The organism is Mesonia aquimarina (genome assembly GCF_003667275.1).
Taxonomy (GTDB): Bacteria; Bacteroidota; Bacteroidia; order Flavobacteriales; family Flavobacteriaceae; genus Mesonia; species Mesonia aquimarina.
The window spans coordinates 118,009-140,278 of the sequence record NZ_RCNV01000005.1 but is presented as its reverse complement, the minus strand read 5'-3'; the positions used below and the strand labels follow the sequence as shown (position 1 = coordinate 140,278).

The window sequence follows — 22,270 nt, the reverse complement described above, 5'->3', positions numbered from 1 at the left end:
ACAGTGTCGCTGTATTCCCACTGTAGACTGAATGTAGTGTGGGTAGGGGGTATATAATTTTATGGGTAGAGAAAATGAGAGCTAATTAGGAGGCTGGATTAGTTTTTTTGTTTCTAGACGAGATTATTGATTCTTTGGATAATGCTGTCTCTATTTAAATATTTTGGATGTTCAATTCCAAATGCTTTTAATTTCCTGATTAAATAATCAATTTCATATTCTTTAAATTCTTTTTTATTAGAAACTTCCATGAAATTTGTTTCTGTGGAATCTATTCTTATAAATTTAAAATTACTTTTATCTGAAATTAACTCTATACTATCGTGATTATACTTATTTAATAAAAAACTTTCTGTGCTTCCATCGGTATAGGTTACTTCTGTAAAATCTTCTGAACTTTGATAATGAATGGGTTTTTGAGTCCCAATTTCAATATGATAGGTGTAAATAGAATCGTTGGTGATTTCCACTTCATAATAGATAGAATCATGCGTTAGCATACTCCAATTGCCTTGGAATGAAAAATGTTTTGTCCCCTCCTTTTTACAAGAAGTTAAGTGAAGTAAAAGATAGCAAATTAGTAAAGGTCTTTTTATCATCTAAAGAAAACTTTTAATTAAATCCATTCACCTCAAAAAGCCCTGAGCTTTTATTTGTTTTTGAATCTCAGCTATATGTTCAGGGATTTCGTGTTGTATTAGCCAATTGATATCGAGTCCGTGATGAATAGCTGTTTCCATTAAGAATGGTTTTTCAGCGATTAAGTTTCCTAATTGTGGTAAAGCGTCTTCAAATTCCAACAATAAATCTTTATGCATTTGCTCAATAAGGACTAACATTTTAAACGTACGTGCAATTACATACACGCAAAACTTTCGGGCTTTAACATAATTGGTGTTTTTGAATAAATGATTAGCGTGCGTAAGAATAGTGCTAAGCATTAATAATGTTAACGAAACTTCCCCAAATTTATCTTTGGTGATGCGTACATGCTCGGAAATGTCGCCGCTTAAAAAACTCGTTAAAACCTTTAGTTGATTAAGCGATTTAGCATTTTCAGCAATTTCTTTTCCTTTTTTTAGGATGTACTCTTCCATAATCGCCCGACGATCATCGACATCTTTATCATCTAAGAGTTCAAAATATAGGCGGTTGACTAAATTTTGATCTTTCTTCAGCAAACGGATTAAGAGTTTGTCTTTTTCCTTTTCGGATAAGTGGAGAACAGCTTCCTTAAATTCTTTACTGAATTTCATTTTTTTTTAGTTGTTTAATGTAAACAGTATTCGCATCATTCTGAGTTCGACAAGAAATCTCCTCTTTTTGGGGAATAAAAAGGATGAGATCCTGCAACAGGTTCGGGATGACGAGAGCTGTTATCTATAAACGAATACCAGAAAAACCTATCACCTAAACTTAATGCGCTTCCAGCCAATTTTGTCCGATACCTAATTCAACATCTAGCGGAACTTCCAGTTTAAAAGCATTTTCCATTTCAGATTGAATAATAGGTTTTAATTCTTCCAATTCGTCTTTATGAATATCGAATACCAATTCATCATGTACTTGCAGTAACATTTTTGATTTGTAATTTCCGCTTTTCAATCGTTTCTGAATGTTGATCATCGCTACTTTTATAATATCGGCTGCACTTCCTTGAATAGGTGCATTTACCGCATTTCGTTCTGCTCCGCTACGCACCATATGATTTTTTGCGTTGATATCTTTTAAATAACGTCTTCTTCCCATTACCGTTGAAACATAGCCGTTTTCACGTGCAAATTCTACTTGTTCATCAATAAAATCGCGTAATTTCGGATAAGTTTTGTAATAGGTTTCAATCAATTCTTTTGATTCGGCTCTTGTTAAATCGGTTTGATTGCTTAAGCCGAAGGCAGAAACCCCATAAATAATTCCAAAGTTGACGGTTTTTGCGTTGCTTCGTTGTGCACGGGTTACTTCATTTATCGGAACATTAAAAACTTTTGCGGCCGTAGAAGCGTGAATATCTTCGCCATCCTGAAAAGCTTTTATCATCGTTTTTTCTTTACTCAAGGCTGCGATAATTCGTAATTCGATTTGTGAATAATCGGCAGCCAACAACACATAATTTTCGTCCCTCGGAATAAAGGCTTTTCGCACTTCGCGTCCACGTTCGGTTCTAATCGGGATGTTTTGTAAATTCGGATTGTTAGAACTCAATCTTCCTGTCGCTGCAACGGTTTGCATATAATCGGTATGAATTCTACCGGTTTTTTCTTCAATTTGTTCCGGTAAGGCATCTACATAGGTGTTTTTTAATTTCACCAATCCGCGCCAGCTCAATACATCAGCAACAATTTGATGGTCGTTGGCTAGATAAGAAAGCACATCTTCGGCGGTAGAATATTGTCCCGTTCTGGTTTTTTTAGGCTTGTCAACCAATTCTAATTTTCCGAAGAGAATTTCGCCTAATTGTTTTGGTGAACCAATATTGAATTCTTCGCCGGCTTCCTCATAAATTGTTTTTTCAAGTTGAAGAATATCTTTTTCTAAGGCGTCAGAAAGTTTTTTTAAGAAATCTTTATCTAATCGAATGCCTTCCATTTCCATATCAGCTAACACGCGTAGGAGGGGGATTTCAATATCATTGAATAATTTTTCGTTATTCGCATCTTTTAATTCCTCTGTAAAAAACTGTTTTAGTTGAAGGGTAATGTCAGCATCTTCCACTGCGTATTCGGTTTGCTCTTCTACCGGAACTTCGCGCATCGATTTTTGATTTTTTCCTTTCTTTCCGATAAGTGTTTCAATGGAAACAGGAGAATAATTGAGGTAAGTTTCTGAAAGGACATCCATATTGTGACGCATATCTGGGTTGATAATATAATGCGCCAACATGGTGTCAAATAATTTTCCTTTTACTTTAATATTGTAGTTTGCCATCACCTTGATATCATATTTAAGGTTCTGACCGATTTTCTCAATTTCTTCTGCTTCAAAAAACGGGCGAAGCATTTCTACTGTTTCTTGTGCTTTTTCATCGTCTTCAGGAATAGGAATATAATAGCCCTTTTCTTTTTCCCAGCTAAATGCAATCCCGACCAATTTGGCTTGATGGGTATTTAAGCTAGTTGTTTCGGTATCAAAACAAACCGATTGTTGTTGCATCAGTTTTTTTAAGAACAATTCAGTTGCCATTCCCGGTTGAATGGTTTGGTAGAGATGCGATGTATTCTCAATAGTTTTATAGCCTTGAAAATTTTCGGCAGAAACATTATCCCCGGAAGTATCGTTACCAAAAAGCGAAAATTGTCCCGCCCCGGCAGTAGGTTTTGCAGCTTTTTTGTTTTCTGAAGTTGAAGAAGTGGTTAAGCCTTTCCCTGAAGTTTCCCCTTCGTTAAACATTTTCATGAACTGATCGGTAAGGCGTCTAAACTCTAATTCCTTGAAAATTTCAACAACTTTTTCGGCATCAGGTTTAGAAAGTTCATAATTTTCGGCATCAAACTTCACATCACAATCGGTGAAAATTGTGGCTAGTTTTTTTGAAAGTCGTCCTAATTCAGCATTGGCAATTACTTTTTCTTTCATTTTTCCTTTTAGCTGATCGGTGTTTTCCAGCAAGCCTTCCATGCTATCAAACTGCGCGATAAACTTCTTGGCCGTTTTATCGCCAACACCGGGTAAACCAGGTATGTTGTCGGAAGCATCGCCCATCATTCCTAAATAATCAATTACCTGTTCTGGGCGTTCTACACCAAAGCGTTTTTGAATTTCTGGAATTCCCCAAATTTCGATACTATTTCCCATTCTGGCAGGACGGTACATAAAAATATTTTCTGAAACTAACTGCCCAAAATCTTTGTCAGGCGTTACCATAAAAACTTGGTAGTCTTCTTTTTCGGCTTGTTTAGCGAGTGTGCCTATAATATCATCGGCTTCTAAACCGGAGAGTTCTACACAAGGAATGTGCATCGCTTTTAAGATTTCTTGAATTATAGGTACCGCAATCCGAATAGCTTCTGGAGTTTCATCTCTATTGGCTTTGTATTCTGGAAATAGTTCGGTTCTTTCTTTGCTTCCGCCTTTGTCAAAACATACGGCTAAATGATCGGGATTTTCTCGTCTAATGACATCAAAAAGTGAATTCGTAAAACCCATAATGGCAGAAGTATCTTGCCCTTTTGAATTGATTCTTGGATTTTTGATCAATGCATAATAGCCTCTAAAAATTAGTGCGTACGCATCAAGCAGGAAAAGTCTTTTTTGTTTTGCCATGGGTTCTTATTTTATGGAAGTCTTCAAAACTACGAGTTATTTCAACAAAATGGAAATGTAAACGTTATTAGTCGCCTCTGTTAAAGATATTAGAATGTTAAGCTGTTAGAAAATAGAAGTTAGAGCGCTTCGCTTTTTGAGCCAAGTGCTAAAACGTGATTTTAAGTTTGATACAGAATACTGATGAGATTTTACAAAATCATGAGGTTATCGAAAAAGTATCAAACTTTTTCATTCTTAATTTATTCCAATAACTATCGGAACAGAATATCATCTTGCTGTCTTACAGATTAGTATGCGGATCTGGATTAAGTTCAGTTTGACGAAAATAGACTCTTTAGACGTCTGATTCAGAAAAAACCAATCTTTCGTTAAATATTTAGAAATCATCGTTTAGGCATCTTATTTGCTTTAATTTTGCCAGCTGAAAAAATCAATTATGCGCTGGATCATTTTTATTGTTTTTTATATCCTTATTAGTCTTTACGCTTTTCAAGCCTTGCGAACGGTGACGAAAAGCAATTGGGTTTATGCGGTTTATGTGCTGATTTCTGTTGGCGTATTAGGGAATTTCATTTTTCATTGGGCACAACCTGATACTGGTCAGGTACTTACGGGGGCAAAAAGTTATGCCTTTGGATTTTTATTAGCGCTTATTTCAGCAAAACTAGTGTTAATGTTGGTGCTTTTTGGCGAAGATATTGTACGACTGATTACCGGGGTTTTTAAAAGTTTGTGGGGGTCATCAGATAAAGGATTTTACCTGGCTTCGCGTCGTGATTTTGTGAGTAAAATTGCCTTGGGAATTGCCGCCATTCCCTTTGCTTCTTTATTGTACGGCATGTATCGCGGAAAGTATAACTTTCAAGTATTAAGTTATGAATTAGCTTTTGAGGATTTACCGGAAGCTTTTGATGGTTATCAGATTACCCAAATTAGTGATGTGCATAGTGGAAGCTTTGACAATCATGAAAAAATAAATTATGCCGTTAATTTAATTAATGAGCAACAAAGCGATGCTATTTTTTTTACGGGTGATTTGGTGAATAATCGAGCTGATGAAATGGAAAGTTGGAAAGACATATTTGGAACCTTACAGGCTAAGGACGGGGTGTATTCTATTCTAGGAAATCATGATTATGGAGATTATGCCGAATGGGAATCTGATGCTGCTAAACACCAAAACCTACAGGATTTAAAAGATACTCAGAAAAAGATGGGTTGGGATTTGTTGTTAAACGAACATCGATTTATCGAGAAAAACGGCGAGCGTATTGCCGTTGTTGGGGTTGAAAACTGGGGAGCCGGCAGTTTTGTAAAACACGGCGATGCCGATAAAGCTGCAGCCGGGCTCGGAGCTAATGATTTTAAAATTATGTTAAGTCACGATCCCTCATATTGGCAAGAGAAATTAAAAAATGACCCTAAAAAATATCAACTTACTCTAAGTGGGCATACCCACGGGATGCAATTCGGGATTGAAATTCCGGGTTGGATAAAATGGAGCCCGGTGAAATATCGCTATAAAAATTGGGCCGGTATTTATCAGGAATTTGATAATTATATCAATGTAAATCGTGGATTTGGTTATTTAGGTTATCCGGGTAGAGTAGGGATTTGGCCTGAAATTAGTGTAATTAAATTAAAGAAGAAACGAAGTTCTTAACATATTCCTAAATTTTTGGTTAGCTAAAACTTCTTGCCTAATTTTAAGTTCTAAAAATTTCATATGGCTAAATTTGGAGAGTTAATAGATCTGAATGTTCCGCTATTATTAGACTTTTATGCGGAATGGAATGATTCTTCAGTAGCGATGCATCCTATTTTAAAAGATGTAGCTGCCGCAGTTGGAGATCGTGCAAAAGTTATAAAAATTGACGTTGATAAAAATAAGAAACTAGCCGATGCGTTGCGTGTTAAAACCCTTCCTACTTTGGTGATATATAAAAATGCGGAAATGGTTTGGCGCCAGAGCGGAGAACACGATGCCAATACGTTGATTCATCTGCTTCAAAAGTTTAACGAGTAAAAAATTAAGAATAGTCTGTTTAATAAAAAAAACCTGCAAAATTACTTGCAGGTTTTTCTCTTTAAGGAATAATATCAGTTTCTGTCCCATCCATAAGTGTGGAATCATTCGGAGCTATATTTCTAGGGTTTAACAACTCGTTTTCTAAAGCAGGATCTATTTCTTCTTCCGGCTCCTGAGTATTATACGACTCTTCTTCTTTATAAAAATGCTTAAACATTTTTAAATAACTATTAAACTCCTCGGCTTTTTCCTCTACCAATTCTTCATCTTGATTAAGAATTAATAAGTCGACTAAACTTCGGTAGCGCTCAATAGCCGTAATAATAGTTTCGCCGTATTCATATTGTTTGTTCAGCGGTAAGCTGCTATAATAACGTAGTTTTTCGTGATATTTTTCGGCGGTTTTTTTCCATATTTCTCGGGCAGTTTCTTTTTCACCGATTTGGTAATAACCGTCAATAAAAGGTTCTAATAAAGTGTAGTGACCAAATTTATCGACAGGCATTTTTTCCATACCCAGATCTAATATTTTTTTGGCACGAACACTATCTTTTTCAGCGATTAGATTTTCAACCAAACGTGCTAAATTTCCTCTATATGTAATGGAGTTTTTTCTGGTTTCCGGATCGTGATAAATTTCATCACTTCCGCTATTTCCCCATTCCCAATTAGTCACAATATCATACATTTTATCAGTATCAATTCTTCCCATGTCATAAGGAATCCTCGGGTCGATAGGTGTTTTAATCGGGACAAGTTTATAGCAAACCCCGTCGAGTTGAAGGTAGTCTTTCATCCATAAGTAATCATCATCTCCAAAGCTCCCGCCGGTAAAGTAAATAGGACGTTCCCAATTTGCATTTGCGACCACGTCTAGCATTAAAATCCTATTTTTAAGCATAACATTTTCATCGAGGTTAATATCGATATAAGGAACAATTTTATTGCGATCTTTTTCTTTAACAATACCACTTTTTATAGCATTACTCGCACTTACCGGAACTCGAATATTTTTAGTCGGGAAGGTGCTCACCATTTGTCCTGTTTGCGTTTCAGCTTGTGTACTCGGGTCGTCACTTTTAATGTATTTAAGCCAATTTTTAATCAGCATCGTATCTCGAACACGCGGATCTTTGTAATAACGTACATAATCATTAGTTCCGTAGCTGTAGTCACTATGCTCTAACAATGTTTTTACAGGTTTACTGTCGTAAGCGGCACGCTTCATTTGGTCAATATACCAGGCTGTCGCAAATAAGGAAGTGTTAATGACGCGAACGTCTTTTCGATACCCCTCAATTTCTTGTGCATACCATAGGGCAAAAGTGTCGTTATCGCCAATAGTAAATAGAATTCCGTTTTCTTCTACAGAGTCTAAATACATTTTAGCCATGGCCGTGGTGGTATAGCGGTTAGACCTGTTGTGATCGTCCCAATTTTGCGAGACTAAAATCCCGGGAACGGCAAGTAAACAAACCACGGTAACCAGCGGCGCTACTATTTTTGCCGACAGGTTTTTCTTGAGCATATCGTATAAGGCATAAACACCAAAGCCAATCCAAATGGCAAATACATAAAAGGAGCCGACAAGCGCGTAATCTCTTTCTCTCGGCTCAAACGGACGTTCGTTGAGGTAAATTTTAAGGGCAATTCCCGTAAATAGGAAGAAAACTAAGAGAACCCAAAAATTCTTATTGTCTTTTTTAAGTTGAAAAACCAAACCGATAATTCCTAAAATCAATGGTAGGAAAAAATAGGTGTTTCTTGCTTTGTTATTTTTTACATCACTAGGCAGGTTATCTTGAGAGCCTAAGAACATTTCGTCTATAAAGTCAATTCCGCTAATCCAATTTCCATGTAAATCGGTATACCTTCCTTGAATATCGTCTTGCCTCCCCACAAAATTCCACATAAAATAGCGCATATACATGTAGCCGATTTGGAATTCAAGTAAATAACGGATATTGGAAGTGGTAGAAGGTTTTTTTACATCAATATATTGGCCGAATTGGCGTAGAAAAGACACGTAATCTTCATTGTCAATTTTTCCTAAGGCGTAGGCTTTTTTAAATTCGTTTACTGTTTGTACCAGCTGTTGTTCTTGCTGATATTCTGGTCTGATGGTAAACTCTATAGGTCCCGTAAATTGCATGTAATTTGCAATATGCTCCGGACTCCACATTCTGGGTAATAATGTTTTGTGTTTACTGCTTGAATTTGGTTTAGCATTTTCCCAATTGTTTACAATAATATATTTTCCGCTAGCCTCATCTTCTTCATATTTTGGTTTATCATCGATATAGGGTTCTTCTTCATCTAAACCGGCGAAGGTGTCTGTAAACTGCGGACCGTAAAACAATTTGGTTTCAGGATATTGCTCTCGATTATAATAGGCTAATAATTCTCGTGCATTGTCGGGGCTGTTTTCATTAATAACCGTTCCGGCATTGGCACGGATAGGAAGCATAATCCAACTGGAAAATCCGATAAAAATAAACAATACGCATAGTAAAAATGTATTGGCGTGAATGTAATTGTGCTTTTTGGTGTATTTAAATCCATAGAAAAAAGCGATCAATACCACTAAACCGGCAATAATGGTTCCTGAATTAAATGGTAATCCAATCGAGTTGACAAAAAATACTTCCGCTTCAGCGAAAAAAGTCAGCGTATATGGCAATAATAATTTAAAAATAAACAATAAGATAGCCACTACAATAATATTAGCTAGGATAAAGTTTTTGGCCGTAATTTTTTCGGTGTTTTTAAAATAATATAAAAATCCGATAGCAGGAATGGTGAGTAAGGCCATAAAGTGTACACCAAATGAAAGACCAATAATAAAGGCGATTAAAATTAACCATCGGTTTCCGCGTGGTTTAAACATATCGCGTTCCCATAATAAGCCGAGGTAAAAAAGTACTGCCATAAGAAAACTTGCCATCGCATAAACTTCTGCTTCTCCGGAGTTAAACCAAAAACTGTCGGTAAAACTAAACGCAAGTGAACCGACTAATGCACTCCCCAAAACCGCAATTTTAGAGGAAGTTGATAAGGTTTCTGCCGAACCGGAAATTTTTCTCACCAAGATAGAAATAGACCAGAACATAAATAGAATAGTAAATGCACTGGAAACGACCGAAACCATATTGACCATTAGGGCAACATTGGTTTCATCTGTAGTGAAGGTAGAGAAAAATGCTCCCATCATTTGGAATAATGGAGCGCCCGGTGGGTGACCTACTTGTAATTTTGCTGCCGTAGAAATATACTCCCCGGCATCCCAGAAACTAGCGGTGGGTTCTACAGTTAAGGTATATGTAATGAGGGCGATAAGAAAAACGGCCCATCCTAAAATTTTATTCCACTTGCTAAAGTTAAGTTCTGTCATGCTTTCGGATTGAAAAAATTTCTGCGTGTGGCGAATTTAAGAATAAATGCTGAATGAGCTTAGAACGAAATTAAAATTATCCTATTGCCTTGAATTTTTTTTTATTTTTTATTTGGTGAATTAAAAGTTTATATTAAATTTGCACCGCATTCAAGCATTGGCCTATGGTGTAACTGGCAACACGTCTGGTTTTGGTCCAGAAGAGTCTAGGTTCGAGCCCTAGTAGGCCAACAGAATTAATCCCGATCATTTATTTGGTCGGGATTTTTTATGTTGAAAAATAAGAAGTTGATTGGACTAGAAGTTTATGCTGAGTGTTGTTCCGGTAATTTTTTGTAGGTTGATAAAATAAAAAAACCCCGATTCTGTAAAAAGAATCGGGGTTTTTAGCTTTACTTATAGTTTTGGCATTTTAATTCCATCCGCCACCTAAAGCTTGGTACATATCTACCAAAGCATTTAGCTGATTTTTCTTGGTTTCTACCAATTCAAACTTCGACTCTAGGGCATCACGTTGGGTGAGTAAAACCTCCATGTAATCTGCTCTAGCGGATTTAAACAAATCATTAGCAATATTAATCGATTTAGTAAGAGCTTCAACTTCTTGTGCTTTTAAGTTGTAGCTCTTTTCCAAGTTATCAATTTTTGCAAGCTGATTGGCAACTTCTATATAGGCTTTTAAAATACTGCGCTCATAATTATACACCGCTTGAATTTGCTTTGCATTTGCACTAGAATAGGCTGCTTTTATAGCGTTTCTATTAATAAGAGGAGCGGTCAGGTCTCCAGCTAAAGAGTATAAAAGCGATTCCGGAGTTTTTAATAAGTATGAGGGATCAAAAGCTTGAAATCCTATGCCGGCAGAAATTCCTAATGAAGGGTAAAACCTAGCTTTAGCAACTTTAATATTAAGTTTAGCCGCACTAAGCTCTAATTCTGCTTGTTTAATATCCGGTCGGTTTTCCAGCAACTGGGCCGGAAGTCCTGTGTGAATTTTTTTAGGAATTAACGTATCAAAATTTTTATTACTACGTTCTACATGCTGCGGAAAGTGCCCCACTAAAAAATTTATACGATTCTCTTTTTCTGTAATTTCTTGCTGAATTTCATATTGTAAACTTCTGGTATGAAATACTTCTGCTTCAAATTTCCGAACCGCCAAGGACGTTACGCGAGTCGCTTCTTTTTGTAAGCGAACAATTCTTAAGGCATTAGTTTGAATGGCTACATTTCGTTGTACAATATCCAGTTGATTATCAAGTGCAAGTAATTCATAATATGAATTAGCAAGTTCAGCAATCAGGTTGGTCGTCATAAAATTTTTCCCTTCTACACTCGACAGGTAATTCATGACTGCTGCTTTTTTCGAATTACGTAGTTTGTGCCAAATATCTATTTCCCAAGTTGCATAAGCACTCAGCATATAATCAGGTAAAGGGTCAGGCATTGTTTTTTCGTCCTTGATATTTAGACTTTCTTCCACTGCTCCGTTTCTGGTATATCTACCGGATTTCTCAAAACCGGCACCTCCTCTTAATCCTACAAAAGGTAAATATTCTCCCTTTTTCGCTTGAACCTCATTTTTAGTAATTTGAAGTTCTTGCAAGATGATATTCAGCTCTTGATTATTAGCTAAGGCGGTGTCAATTAACCGATTTAAATGTGGGTCGGTAAAAAATTCTTTCCAATTGATCGTTGCGGAATTAAGGGTGTCCCGTGAGCTGTTGTAACTCGCAGGAATCTCTTTATTCACTTCTTTCTGTGTGAGTTTAGGAACGCCACAAGCACTGACGAGTAAAAATAGCATTGAAATTCCTACTCCTTGAATTATTTTTTTTCTATTCATCATATTCAAAATCTTCTGTTAACGGATTATCGTCTTCATATTTTATTAATGATTTTCCTTCGGACAGACTACCAAAAATGTAGTATAAACCGGGAACTATAATTACACCGAAAATGGTTCCGAAAAGCATTCCGCCTAAAGCTGAAGCTCCTAACGTTCGGTTACCGATTGCTCCGGCTCCGGTTGCAACTATCAATGGAATTAATCCGGCGATGAAAGCAAAAGAAGTCATTAAAATAGGTCTAAAACGAACTTTTGCACCTTCAATGGCAGATTCTAAAATAGTATAGCCCTCCCTATGTTTTATAACGGCAAATTCCACAATTAATACCGCGTTTTTACCTAAAAGACCAACTAACATTATGAGTCCGATTTGTGCGTAAATATCATTTTGAAGCCCCATGAATTTCAGCAACATAAACGAACCGAAAACTCCCACAGGAAGTGAGAAAATTACTGTCAACGGAATTATGAAACTTTCATATTGTGCGGCAAGTACAAAATAAACGAACACCAAAACGATTAAGAAAATATATAGTGATTCATTACCCCGATGAGATTCATCATACGAAAGTCCTTCCCAAGCAATATCATAATTTTTCGGTAAGGTTTCTTTTGCAACTTCACGAATGGCTTCAATAGCATCTGCAGTAGTGTAGCCTTTTGCCGGGAGTCCACGAATTGCCGCAGAATTATACATGTTGAATCGAGTTACCTCGTTAGGGCCCTGTAGTTTTTTTAGCTTCATAAAGGCGGAATATGGAACCATTTCTCCGTGATCATTTTTTACATACATATCTAACACATCGGAGGGTAATCTTCTAAACTTAGGGTCAGATTGAACATAAACTTTAAAAAAGCGATTAAATTTAATGAAACCTTGTTCGTACGTACTACCGATTAGAATATTCAGGTTTTCCATCGCTTTTCCAATAGAAACTCCTTTCTGCATCGCTAATTCATTATTGAACTCTAATTCATATTGCGGATAATTTGCAGCAAAGAAGGTGAAAAGTCCTTTTAACTCTTTTCGCTTTCTAAGGTTCTCCATGAATTCTTGATTAATTTTATCGAACTCTTGGTAATCTGTATCTGTATTTTGATCTAATAAACGCATAGAAAAACCACCGGAAGAACCAAACCCAGGAATGGCTGGTGGTTCAAAAAACTCAATTATCGCACCTAAGTCTTTGGATTCTTCTTCGAGCTCTTCCATAATTTCTTTTACGGTATGCTCTCGATCTGACCAGTTTTTTAGGTTAATTAAACACGTACCGGCGTTAGAGCCACGCCCTTCTGTCATGATTTCATAACCCGCTAAGGACGAAACCGATTCTATTCCATCAACTTCTTCTGCTATTTTCTGAAGTTCCATAGAAACTTCATTGGTACGTTCTAAGGTTGCTCCTGGTGGTGTTTGAATAATCGCGTAGATTGTACCTTGATCTTCACTCGGAATAAAACCTGAAGGTAAAATTTGATTTTCTAAAAAGATTCCGGCACAGAAAGCCACTAGAATACCAAATGTTAACCATCTTCTGCTAACAATTCTTTTTAAAATTCCTACGTATTTTCCGGTAAGTTTATCGAAACCAGAATTGAATTTATCAAGTCCTTTGATTAAAATATTCTTTTTCTTCTCTTTTCCATGATGATTTTTAAGCAATATTGCACATAAAACCGGTGTTAATGTAAGGGCGATTAAGGCTGAAATTACAATTGCACTAGCCATCGTAATGGAAAACTGTCGGTAGAATGTACCTACAGGCCCCGACATAAAAGAGATTGGCAAGAATACGGAAACCATTACCATCGTAATGGCAATAATTGCTCCACTAATTTCACCGAGTACTTTTTTAACGGCTTTATAGGGAGAAATTTTCGGGTCTTCCTCAAACTTGGCGTGGACGGCTTCAACAACAACAATTGCATCATCGACAACAATACCAATCGCTAATACTAAAGCGAATAGTGTAACGAGGTTGATGGAAATACCAAAAAATTGAATTACGAAAAAAGCACCTACTAATGAGACCGGAACAGCCAAAATAGGAATTAAAGTAGATCGCCAGTCTCCCAAGAAAATGAACACCACAATGGCTACTAAAAAGAAAGCATCTCGTAAGGTGTGAACCACCTGCTCAATAGATGCGTCTAAGAATTGAGAAACATCGTAGCTAATTTTATAATCCATTCCCGGGGGAAAGTCGACTCGCATATCTTCGAGTTTTGCTTTTACCTCATCAATTACATCACTTGCATTACTACCGTAATTTTGTTTCAGTACGATTGCTGCAGAAGGATGCCCATCTAAATTGGAATAAATATCAAAAAATTCACTTCCGAGTTCTACTCGACCAATATCTTTTAGATGTAAACTTTCACCATCTGGATTTGCCCGGATAATTATATTTTCATATTGCTCGGGTTCATTGTACCTCCCTTTGTAAGTTAATACATATTCTAAAGATTGTGCTTCGATACCAGAACTCCTTCCTAAACGTCCTGGGCGACCAACGATACTTTGTTCTTTCATGGCTTCCATTACTTCATCAACAGAAACATCATAGGCTCGCATTCTATCCGGGTTTAACCATACCCGCATCGCATATTTTCTACTTCCTAAAATAGTGGATTTTGCAATACCTTTAATCCGATTGATTTCAGGAATCATTTTCACATTCGCATAGTTGTACAAGAACTTTTCATCCATATTCTCATTTTTAGAATATAGATTTACATACATTAACATACTAGGCTGAATGGGCGTAATGCTAACACCTTCTCGCTGAACTAATTCAGGTAAAAGTGGCATTACCCTGTCGACTCGGGTTTTTACCCGAACTACAGCTTCATTAGGGTCTGTGCCGGGTTCAAAAATAACGCGAAGTGTTGCTTCACCGGCACTCGTAGCATCGGTAGCAATATAGCGCATATCTTGTACTCCGTTAATAGAATTTTCTAAGGTAATTAGGGTAGATTTTACCAACACATCAGCACTTGCTCCCGGATAAGCTACAAAAATATTTACCGTAGTTGGTGCAATTTGAGGGAACTGAGATATGGGTAATTTTTTTATGGCTAAAGACCCCATAAAAACTATAATGATTGAAATCACTATAGCAAATACAGGTCTATGTATAAATCGTTTAAACATTTTTTCTGAATTTTGCTATTGATTTATTCGGCATATAGTTGCAAGTGATTAATCACTTTTTCGGGCTCTTCGAATTCGTATTCGATTTCATCTCCGTTTCTTACTTTTCGTAAGCCTTCCAAAAGAATTTTATCCTCTTCGGTAATGCCATAACTTATCACATATAAATGCGGAAGTTCACTTGCAATTTTAATCTCTTTCGCTTCGATTTTATTTTCTTCTGAAACTACATAGACGTAGTGTTTGTCTAACACTTCAAAAGTTGTTTTTTGTGGTATTAACAAAGCATTTTTAAATGGAATTGTGGTGATAATGCTTCCAGTTTCGCCGTGTCTTAATAAACCTTTTGGGTTAGGAAAAGTTGCTCTAAAGGCGATATTCCCGGTTTCGTTATTAAATTCTCCTTCGATGGTTTTTACGATTCCTGTTTCGGGATACATTTTGTTGTTTGCCATAAGAAGCTGAACTTCTTTTTTATCTTCAGAATTTTTGGTATTCATATATTCTAGATATTCGGCTTCCGGTACATTATAATAAACCCACATTTCGCTGTTATCGGAAAGTGTGGTTAATAAATCACCTTCATCAACCAGGCTTCCTAATTTTAGATGAAGTCGATCTGAAATACCCTCAAAAGGAGCTCGAATACTAGTGAAATCTAAATGCACGTTAGCAAGTGCTAATTCTGCTTTTGCTTTATCGTAATGTGCTTTTGCCATCGCTAACTCATTTGGAGAAACGACATTACTATTCGCTAGCTTTTTAGTGTTGAGGTATTCTATTTTTGCAAATTCTGCTTCTGCTTCGGCTTTTTGTTGTTCGGCCTCATAGAGTTTTGGCATAATTCTGAACATCAATTGCCCTTTCTTAACTGACTCTCCTTCGTCTACATAGATATCTTGCAAATATCCTCGTTCTTGTGCTCTAATTTCAATATTCCTTATAGACTGAACTTGTGCAACATATTGATTGGTAATTAAGGTGTCTTTACGAATAGGCTGGGTCACAAGAAATGTAGACACTAATTCTTTTTCATGTTTTTTTGATTCACAGCTTGTTAGGCATATCATGCCACATAAGCCCATGAATAATAGAATTTTTTTCATGATAATAATCTGTTTATAAGATTTTTAGGTGTGTAATATTGTTGCATGAAAACATGCTGGCGTTATAGGTGTGTTTATATTAAAACAAACCGATATTACGCGCTAAATTTTATCGTTGTGATAAAAGACAACCAAGAAAAGGTTGTATGTTGAGGGGTTAAATCATAACCTAAAAACACTAAACTGAATGTATAGTGGTTTAAGCGAGGTTATTTGGTAAGTATTATGGTAATGTTTTGTTTTGTCAGTCTTATTCTCTATAGAAAACTGGTATAAAAAGGCATAACAAAGCGAGACAGCTTTTTGGTGATTTTCTACAAATTTTTTAACGGAGAACCATTCGTATTCTTCTTTTTCAACATCGATACCAACAATTTCTAAATTATTGGTATGATCTGAAGACGCTGGTTTATATAAAAAGGCTAATTCATATGTTGCTGAATTAACAGTTTTATTAGCTGTAGTTAAAAAATTCTGGGTTTGATTAAAGGCATAAAGTTGTGTAGATCCGATAAGGATTACTATACAGAGTAGAAAATATTTAAATGCCCTTTTCATTTGTGATGCAAAATTAAGTGAAGCTATTCACATAGCCAAGTCTTTATGACTTTTAAATGTTTTTCAAAAACCTTGCCGTTTATATAAGAAGCTTACATAAAAAAATCCCTTATAAAAGGGATTCAATTAATGGATAGGGAGTGATGATTCAATAAAAAAAATAATTACTCACACCTACATTATAAAAAGTCAGCATGTTTTGATAAAAAGACAAGCTGCCCAAATCATCTTCTAAACAAGATTTTAAGAAATCTTCTAAAGTATTGTAGCTTAGATTTACGTGAACATATTGATTGTCTTTAATTAAAACCTTCAATTCTATATTTTTAAGTTCTCTTTGAATGTCGACTTCAATCGCTTCAAAATGTTTTTTTATTAAAGCTGTATGAAAGGTGTTGAAATTAGAAGTAGAAACTTCGTTGCTTTGACAGCTATACGCGATTAAATTATTCATTTCATTTAAAATAGTATCAGACTGATAAGAAGTTCTCATAGCATTAGCGTTTTAATTACAATGCTAAGATACGTGAGCAGTTGTTAATTTATTGGTAATAAAATGTTGCATTATTTCTAATTAACTTCTATTGTGAAAAACAACCGCTATTTTATGATTTTTTTATAGAGTTAGTTTTATAGGATTGTTGATTAGTGAATACGAATCATTAAAAGAAGTAGCATTTACAAAGGTAGTTTCAGCAAATTTTACAATGCCGTAATTGTTATGCATGTGTCCGAAAATATGAAATCGTGGTTGTATGGAAGCAATTCTTTTCCTTAGAATAGCACAGCCTAACGCGTTTTGCTGATGTGATTCATCTAAAATATCATAAGGCGGTGTGTGTGTAATCACCACATCGGTTTCTTTTGGGATTTTATCCCAATGTTTTTCTAGTGATAATACGTCTTTTCCAAACGCCCAGCGATCTAAAACTGGCGTGTGTGGAGAGCCCCAAAAATTTAAGTCCATAATTTTTACACTCTTATCATGAAGGTAATGTACATTTTTGGGAATTAGTTTGTTTCGTTCTGTTAACGAACAAGATTCTAAATAGAAATCGTGGTTTCCCGCAATGCAAATTTTGTGTTGGTGGGGTTGTTCACTAAACCATTTAAAAAAGCTTTCTAATTCTCTTTTGGTTCCGGCTTCGGTTAAATCTCCGGCGTGAATTAAAATATCACCCGCAGGGATTTCCAGTTTTTTGTGGTTATTATGTGTGTCGGAAATACAAATAATGGTCATAGTGTAGAATACAAAAAATCCGATGAAAAATCATCGGATTATAAAAATATTATTGGTTAATTATTTTTCTTCTTTAAAAGCTTCGTTTTCTTCAAAAGGTAAAATTTTACTGCTCATCTTAATAACAGCAAAACAAATAAGTACTGCGCTTAACATGAAAAATAGGAATCTTGCCAGAAGACTTTCACTAAAAAGTAAACTGTAAACGCCTAGCGATATTTCGGCAATGATAAAAAGTATTCCTATAAAGAGTTTTGCGAGCATAAATATTTGATTTCGTTGTAAATATACGGTTGAGATGGTTTACAAATCAAATTTTAAATCATCTTTAGCTGAAATTTAACGTCAGGAAAATACTTGGTTAATATTTTTAAGTTAAAAACTCTTAAAGCGTAGGCTTGTCCAATAAAAGAATAATACATTAGAAGCATTAATTGAATAATGTGAAGCTAAAAAAAATACTTTTAGGAGTAGGAATTACCATTTTTGTACTTGGCGTAATTTACTTTGCGGCACACCAATATGTACGCTCGAAAATTACGGATGCGCTGGTTGAAAAGGTGAAAACGGGTGAGTTAGATTATGAAAAATTTTCATTAGATCTTTGGTCGGGCAGTGTGGTTTTTAATAAGCTTTCTTATCAAAAAAATGGAATGTTTATTACAACCGATCAACTTGCGGTTAAAGATTTTAATTATACCCGTTTTTTATTTGATAAAGAAATTGCATTCCATACTATCAGGGTAGAAAAACCGGAAGCAAATTTTAAGAAAAAAAATGATTCAGCAAATAAGAAAAAAAAGGCCAACAAAAAATCTTCCCCTAAAAAGCCAATTTTTATTCACCAGCTAAGCGTTAATAACGGGAGCCTTCGCTTTTCTAATGATTCTGTTCAACTTTTACATGTGAAGCACTATAATGTAAAATTGAATGGCATTGCGGTTACCGAAAAAACTATGGCTGAGAAAATTCCGTTTACCTATAAAAGCCTTCTTTTAGATGTTAAGGGCTTGCAATATGAGTTGAATAAACTTCAAGCATTACAACTAGACCAATTACAGCTTAGTGAAAATCAATTAACAGTTTCAAACTTAGCGATGCACCCTAAAGAAACAAGAGAAAGTTATGTAAAGGTAATTCCGTATGAAAAAGATTTAATGGAGTTGAAGTTGAAAAAACTTCATATTCCGCATTACAAATTTTCATTTAATGATACTGTGCCTGTTTTTGAAGCGCCAAAATTAGTTTTAAACCGCTTGGATTTTGAAATTTATCGAGACAAAACAGTGAAAAACGATACGCGAAAAAAAGATTTGTATAGCAAAATGCTAAGAAAAGTACCGGCAGAAATTTCTATTGATAGCCTTTTAATTGAAGATGCTAATATTGTTTACGAAGAATTGATCAAAAAGGATAGAGCGCCCGGTAAAGTTGAATTTAAAGACTTTCAGGCAAGTATTGCACCATTGACAAATAAAAATTTAGATCGTAAAGATTTTCCACGAACACAAGTAGATATTAGTACTTCGTTTATGGGGAAATCACCACTTAAGGTCAATTGGAATTTTAAAGTTAACGATACTTTAGATCGCTTTAATATTAATGGAAGATCTTTTAACATCCCGGCTTCATCTATGAATGCTTTTTTTGTGCCGGCATTTAATATGAAAACTACCGGCGATGGAGTAGAGGAAGTGTATTTTAATTTTTCGGGAAATTATAATGAAGCCGGAGGAGAATTAAAATTGGCGTATCGTAATTTTAAAGTAGAGGTCTTGCAAAAAGATGGTCAAAAAAAGAATAGTCTTTTAAGTCTTTTGGCAAATGTAATTGTAAAGAAGAATCCTAAAAATGGAGAAATTACTAAGCGAGTACAAAATGTAAAAAGAGACAAGACCAAATCTTTTTGGAATTATTTTTGGTCTTGTCTCGAAGCTGGATTAAAAAAAGCGTTTATTTAATTTTAAAGGTAATTACCGGACGCTTAGCATGATTTACTAAATCTTCTCCAATACTACCATTTAAGAAATGAGCAATTCCTTTTCTACCGTGTGTACTTATACCGATTAAGCCGGCATTTACCTTAGCAGAAAAATTTAGGATGCCTTTTTCAATAGATTCGTCATTATATACGGTAATGGTATGATCTCCAAGATGAGCTCCCTTAATAAATTTATTGATACGGTTTTCTATTTTAGTTGTCGTTTTAAATTTATTAGCCGTATTAATATAAACCAGATGCATTTTTGCACCAATTTCTTTGGCAAAATCTACCGCTTCTAGAAAAGATTCTTTACCATCATCTACAAAGTCAGACGCAAATACAAAATTTTGAACATCAAATAATGGAATATCGTTTTTTATGACTAATACCGGTAAATTGGCATGGCGTACTACTTTTTCTGTATTAGAGCCAATAAAAACTTCTTTTAAGCCGGTTGCGCCGTGAGAACCCATCACAATAAGATCGCAATCATGTTTTTTGCTAACTTCCATAATCCCTTCAAAAGCTTGATGAAACTCTACGGTTTCATGAACATTTACATCTTTTAAAAAATCACGACTCATCATATCTTCAAAACGTTGGTGTGCAAGTCTCATAAAGAACAATGCTTCGGGCGGATTATTTGTATTGCTTTGTGTGGTAGGGTCAATTAACTCCATTGGTAATTCTAGCATATGCAGTAGAAAAATCTCTCCATCGTATTTTTTGGCTAATTGAGCTGCGACTTTTAAAGCGCTTTCAGCTTGTTCAGAAAAATCGGTTGGGACGAGAATTTTTTTCATATTAAGATAAGTTTTAGTTGTTAGAAATTGTTATTATTTAAAGTTACAAATAATTTTCATTACACATCTAATTTATTATGTAAGAAATTATTAGTATATTTGCAGCACGAAGAAAGAAATCGATAAGTGAGGGGACAAAAAGTCCCCTCTTTTTATAACTATTTTCAATGCAGCAGGAGAAGATTAAAGAATTGATAGAGCAGGCATTAGCAGAGAAACCCACGTTGTTTTTAATAGATTTTGAAATCAAACAAAACAACCAAATTTTGGTTATCATAGATGATGATAAGGGAGTTTCTGTACATGATTGTATTGATGTAAGCAGAAAAATTGAACATAACCTAGATCGGGATGAAGAAGATTTTTCGCTAGAGGTTACTTCAGCCGGAGTTTCTACCCCTTTAAGATTGCCAAGGCAGTTTAAAAAAAATATCGGTAGAAAACTAGCCGTAAAAACCGAAACCGATAGTTATGAAGCGAAATTAGAAAAAGCCGACGAAAATGAGGTCTTGCTAAAATGGAAAGCAAGAGAACCTAAACCCGTCGGAAAAGGTAAAGTAACCGTGAAAAAAGAAGCGGTTTTACCATACAACGATATTGTTGAAGCAAAAGTGATGATAACATTTTAATTAAAATTTGATATGGAAAATATCGATTTAATCAACTCTTTTTCAGAGTTTAAAGATGATAAGTTGATCGATCGCGTTACCTTAATGGCGATTTTGGAAGATGTATTTAGAAATGCTTTGAAAAAGAAGTTTGGAGAAGATGATAATTTTGATATTATTATCAATCCAGATAAAGGAGATTTAGAGATTTGGAGAAATAGAATTGTAGTTGCAGATGGTGAAGTTGAAGATGATAATCAAGAAATTGCACTTTCGCAAGCAAGAAAAATAGAGCCTGATTTTGAAGTTGGAGAAGATGTTTCTGAAGAAGTAAAACTTATAGATCTTGGTCGTAGAGCAATTTTAGCACTTCGCCAAAACCTAATTTCTAAGATTCATGAACACGATAATACAAACGTTTATAAACAATTTAAAGAATTAGAAGGAGAGATTTATTCGGCAGAAGTTCATCATATTCGTCATAAAGCGATTATCTTGCTTGATGATGAAGGTAACGAGCTAGTAATGCCAAAAGATCGTCAAATTCCTTCAGACTTTTTTAGAAAAGGAGAAAACGTAAGAGGAGTTATAGAAAGTGTAGAATTAAAAGGGAATAAGCCGGTAATTATACTATCTAGAACCGCACCAATTTTCTTGGAAAAATTATTTGAACAAGAAATTCCTGAAGTTTTCGACGGTTTAATTAACGTTAAAAAAGTAGTGAGAATTCCAGGTGAAAAAGCAAAAGTAGCGGTAGATTCTTACGATGATAGAATTGATCCGGTAGGAGCTTGTGTAGGAATGAAAGGATCCAGAATTCACGGAATTGTTCGAGAATTAGGAAACGAAAATATAGATGTAATTAATTACACAACTAACGACCAATTGTTCATTACAAGAGCATTAAGTCCGGCACGTATCACTTCTATCAAAATTGATGACGAAGGAAAACGTGCAGAAGTAATGCTAAAACCAGAAGAAGTTTCAAAAGCAATTGGTAGAGGCGGACATAATATTAGATTAGCCGGTCAGTTAACCGGTTTTGAAATAGATGTGTTTAGAGAAGGTGTAGAAGAGGACGTAGAATTATCAGAATTTTCAGATGAAATTGAAGATTGGGTAATTAAAGAATTTTCAAGAATCGGTTTAGATACCGCAAAAAGTATTCTCGAAAAGGATATAGACGATTTGGTAAAAATCACAGATCTGGAAGAAGAAACAATTAAAAATGTTGTCCAGATTTTAAAAGAAGAATTTGAAGATTAAATGATAACATTTAATAATC

General features: G+C 35.2%; 17 protein-coding genes and 1 tRNA gene. 6 read left to right on the top strand and 12 right to left on the bottom strand.

The window, feature by feature from the left end:
• Positions 1 to 113 precede the first annotated feature (113 nt).
• The 3 genes from D9R05_RS08640 to polA all read right to left on the bottom strand — a co-directional run bounded on the left by D9R05_RS08640 (position 114) and on the right by polA (position 4,260).
• Complete coding sequence (locus tag D9R05_RS08640) at positions 114 to 599, bottom strand: hypothetical protein (protein ID WP_121666828.1); 486 nt, start codon at positions 597 to 599, stop codon at positions 114 to 116.
• Positions 600 to 626: 27 nt separating this feature from the next.
• Entirely contained in the window at positions 627 to 1,256 is a 630-nt protein-coding gene (locus D9R05_RS08635) for a hypothetical protein (protein ID WP_121666827.1), read from the bottom strand.
• Between the two features lie 160 nt (positions 1,257 to 1,416).
• Positions 1,417 to 4,260 carry a DNA polymerase I gene (polA, locus tag D9R05_RS08630; RefSeq protein ID WP_121666826.1) on the bottom strand — a complete coding sequence of 948 codons (2,844 nt, stop codon included), beginning with the start codon at positions 4,258 to 4,260 and terminating at the stop codon, positions 1,417 to 1,419.
• Between the two features lie 439 nt (positions 4,261 to 4,699).
• Here polA and D9R05_RS08625 point away from each other — a divergent pair, with 439 nt between their 5' ends.
• Both D9R05_RS08625 and D9R05_RS08620 read left to right on the top strand, forming a co-directional pair.
• Entirely contained in the window at positions 4,700 to 5,926 is a 1,227-nt protein-coding gene (locus D9R05_RS08625) for a metallophosphoesterase (protein ID WP_121666825.1), read from the top strand.
• Positions 5,927 to 5,989: 63 nt separating this feature from the next.
• Positions 5,990 to 6,289, top strand: a complete 300-nt coding sequence (locus D9R05_RS08620; protein WP_121666824.1) for a thioredoxin family protein — start codon at positions 5,990 to 5,992, stop codon at positions 6,287 to 6,289.
• A gap of 61 nt (positions 6,290 to 6,350) precedes the next feature.
• Here the strand turns inward: D9R05_RS08620 and D9R05_RS08615 are convergent, their stop codons facing one another.
• A complete protein-coding gene (locus D9R05_RS08615) occupies positions 6,351 to 9,683 on the bottom strand; it encodes a glycosyltransferase family 117 protein (protein ID WP_121666823.1) in 3,333 nt (1,110 codons plus the stop codon).
• A 158-nt stretch (positions 9,684 to 9,841) separates the two neighbouring features.
• On the opposite strand from D9R05_RS08615, the gene D9R05_RS08610 reads away from it, so the two are divergent.
• Positions 9,842 to 9,914, top strand: a tRNA-Gln gene (locus D9R05_RS08610).
• Positions 9,915 to 10,095: 181 nt separating this feature from the next.
• Here D9R05_RS08610 and D9R05_RS08605 read toward each other — a convergent pair.
• The 7 genes from D9R05_RS08605 to D9R05_RS08575 all read right to left on the bottom strand — a co-directional run bounded on the left by D9R05_RS08605 (position 10,096) and on the right by D9R05_RS08575 (position 17,854).
• On the bottom strand, positions 10,096 to 11,529 hold the full coding sequence (locus tag D9R05_RS08605; RefSeq protein ID WP_121666822.1) for a TolC family protein: 1,434 nt from the start codon (positions 11,527 to 11,529) through the stop codon (positions 10,096 to 10,098).
• The gene (locus tag D9R05_RS08600; protein WP_121666821.1) at positions 11,522 to 14,686 is read right to left on the bottom strand and encodes an efflux RND transporter permease subunit; all 3,165 of its coding nucleotides are present in this window, start codon (positions 14,684 to 14,686) and stop codon (positions 11,522 to 11,524) included. Before D9R05_RS08600 ends, D9R05_RS08605 begins: the two co-directional genes overlap by 8 nt.
• A gap of 23 nt (positions 14,687 to 14,709) precedes the next feature.
• Complete coding sequence (locus D9R05_RS08595; RefSeq protein ID WP_121666820.1) at positions 14,710 to 15,792, bottom strand: efflux RND transporter periplasmic adaptor subunit; 1,083 nt, start codon at positions 15,790 to 15,792, stop codon at positions 14,710 to 14,712.
• Between the two features lie 162 nt (positions 15,793 to 15,954).
• Positions 15,955 to 16,350, bottom strand: a complete 396-nt coding sequence (locus D9R05_RS08590) for a hypothetical protein (protein ID WP_121666819.1) — start codon at positions 16,348 to 16,350, stop codon at positions 15,955 to 15,957.
• 148 nt (positions 16,351 to 16,498) lie between these two features.
• Positions 16,499 to 16,843, bottom strand: coding sequence for a hypothetical protein (locus D9R05_RS08585; protein ID WP_121666818.1), 345 nt, complete (start codon positions 16,841 to 16,843; stop codon positions 16,499 to 16,501).
• Between the two features lie 123 nt (positions 16,844 to 16,966).
• Positions 16,967 to 17,590 carry a metallophosphatase domain-containing protein gene (locus D9R05_RS08580; RefSeq protein ID WP_121666817.1) on the bottom strand — a complete coding sequence of 208 codons (624 nt, stop codon included), beginning with the start codon at positions 17,588 to 17,590 and terminating at the stop codon, positions 16,967 to 16,969.
• Between the two features lie 60 nt (positions 17,591 to 17,650).
• Positions 17,651 to 17,854 (bottom strand): hypothetical protein, encoded by a 204-nt coding sequence (locus D9R05_RS08575; protein ID WP_121666816.1) that lies wholly within the window; start codon positions 17,852 to 17,854, stop codon positions 17,651 to 17,653.
• Positions 17,855 to 18,033: 179 nt separating this feature from the next.
• On the opposite strand from D9R05_RS08575, the gene D9R05_RS08570 reads away from it, so the two are divergent.
• The gene (locus D9R05_RS08570; protein ID WP_162984931.1) at positions 18,034 to 19,551 is read left to right on the top strand and encodes an AsmA family protein; all 1,518 of its coding nucleotides are present in this window, start codon (positions 18,034 to 18,036) and stop codon (positions 19,549 to 19,551) included.
• Here D9R05_RS08570 and D9R05_RS08565 read toward each other — a convergent pair.
• Positions 19,544 to 20,377 (bottom strand): universal stress protein, encoded by an 834-nt coding sequence (locus D9R05_RS08565; RefSeq protein ID WP_121666814.1) that lies wholly within the window; start codon positions 20,375 to 20,377, stop codon positions 19,544 to 19,546. The genes D9R05_RS08570 and D9R05_RS08565 overlap by 8 nt on opposite strands.
• Before the next feature lie 167 nt (positions 20,378 to 20,544).
• Here D9R05_RS08565 and rimP point away from each other — a divergent pair, with 167 nt between their 5' ends.
• Positions 20,545 to 21,006, top strand: a complete 462-nt coding sequence (rimP, locus tag D9R05_RS08560; protein ID WP_121666813.1) for a ribosome assembly cofactor RimP — start codon at positions 20,545 to 20,547, stop codon at positions 21,004 to 21,006.
• Positions 21,007 to 21,018: 12 nt separating this feature from the next.
• A complete protein-coding gene (nusA, locus tag D9R05_RS08555) occupies positions 21,019 to 22,251 on the top strand; it encodes a transcription termination factor NusA (protein ID WP_121666812.1) in 1,233 nt (410 codons plus the stop codon).
• Positions 22,252 to 22,270 lie beyond the last annotated feature (19 nt).

Excerpts from the sequence above, each read along its gene's own strand:
- D9R05_RS08605 (WP_121666822.1), bottom strand. The coding sequence starts at position 11,529 with ATGAATAGAAAAAAAATAATTCAAGGAGTAGGAATTTCAATGCTATTT.
- D9R05_RS08585 (WP_121666818.1), bottom strand. The coding sequence starts at position 16,843 with ATGAGAACTTCTTATCAGTCTGATACTATTTTAAATGAAATGAATAAT.
- rimP (WP_121666813.1), top strand. The coding sequence starts at position 20,545 with ATGCAGCAGGAGAAGATTAAAGAATTGATAGAGCAGGCATTAGCAGAG.
- D9R05_RS08575 (WP_121666816.1), bottom strand. The coding sequence starts at position 17,854 with ATGCTCGCAAAACTCTTTATAGGAATACTTTTTATCATTGCCGAAATA.
- D9R05_RS08635 (WP_121666827.1), bottom strand. The coding sequence starts at position 1,256 with ATGAAATTCAGTAAAGAATTTAAGGAAGCTGTTCTCCACTTATCCGAA.
- polA (WP_121666826.1), bottom strand. The coding sequence starts at position 4,260 with ATGGCAAAACAAAAAAGACTTTTCCTGCTTGATGCGTACGCACTAATT.
- D9R05_RS08595 (WP_121666820.1), bottom strand. The coding sequence starts at position 15,792 with ATGAAAAAAATTCTATTATTCATGGGCTTATGTGGCATGATATGCCTA.
- D9R05_RS08600 (WP_121666821.1), bottom strand. The coding sequence starts at position 14,686 with ATGTTTAAACGATTTATACATAGACCTGTATTTGCTATAGTGATTTCA.
- D9R05_RS08565 (WP_121666814.1), bottom strand. The coding sequence starts at position 20,377 with ATGAAAAAAATTCTCGTCCCAACCGATTTTTCTGAACAAGCTGAAAGC.
- nusA (WP_121666812.1), top strand. The coding sequence starts at position 21,019 with ATGGAAAATATCGATTTAATCAACTCTTTTTCAGAGTTTAAAGATGAT.
- D9R05_RS08625 (WP_121666825.1), top strand. The coding sequence starts at position 4,700 with ATGCGCTGGATCATTTTTATTGTTTTTTATATCCTTATTAGTCTTTAC.
- D9R05_RS08620 (WP_121666824.1), top strand. The coding sequence starts at position 5,990 with ATGGCTAAATTTGGAGAGTTAATAGATCTGAATGTTCCGCTATTATTA.
- D9R05_RS08615 (WP_121666823.1), bottom strand. The coding sequence starts at position 9,683 with ATGACAGAACTTAACTTTAGCAAGTGGAATAAAATTTTAGGATGGGCC.
- D9R05_RS08640 (WP_121666828.1), bottom strand. The coding sequence starts at position 599 with ATGATAAAAAGACCTTTACTAATTTGCTATCTTTTACTTCACTTAACT.
- D9R05_RS08590 (WP_121666819.1), bottom strand. The coding sequence starts at position 16,350 with ATGAAAAGGGCATTTAAATATTTTCTACTCTGTATAGTAATCCTTATC.
- D9R05_RS08580 (WP_121666817.1), bottom strand. The coding sequence starts at position 17,590 with ATGACCATTATTTGTATTTCCGACACACATAATAACCACAAAAAACTG.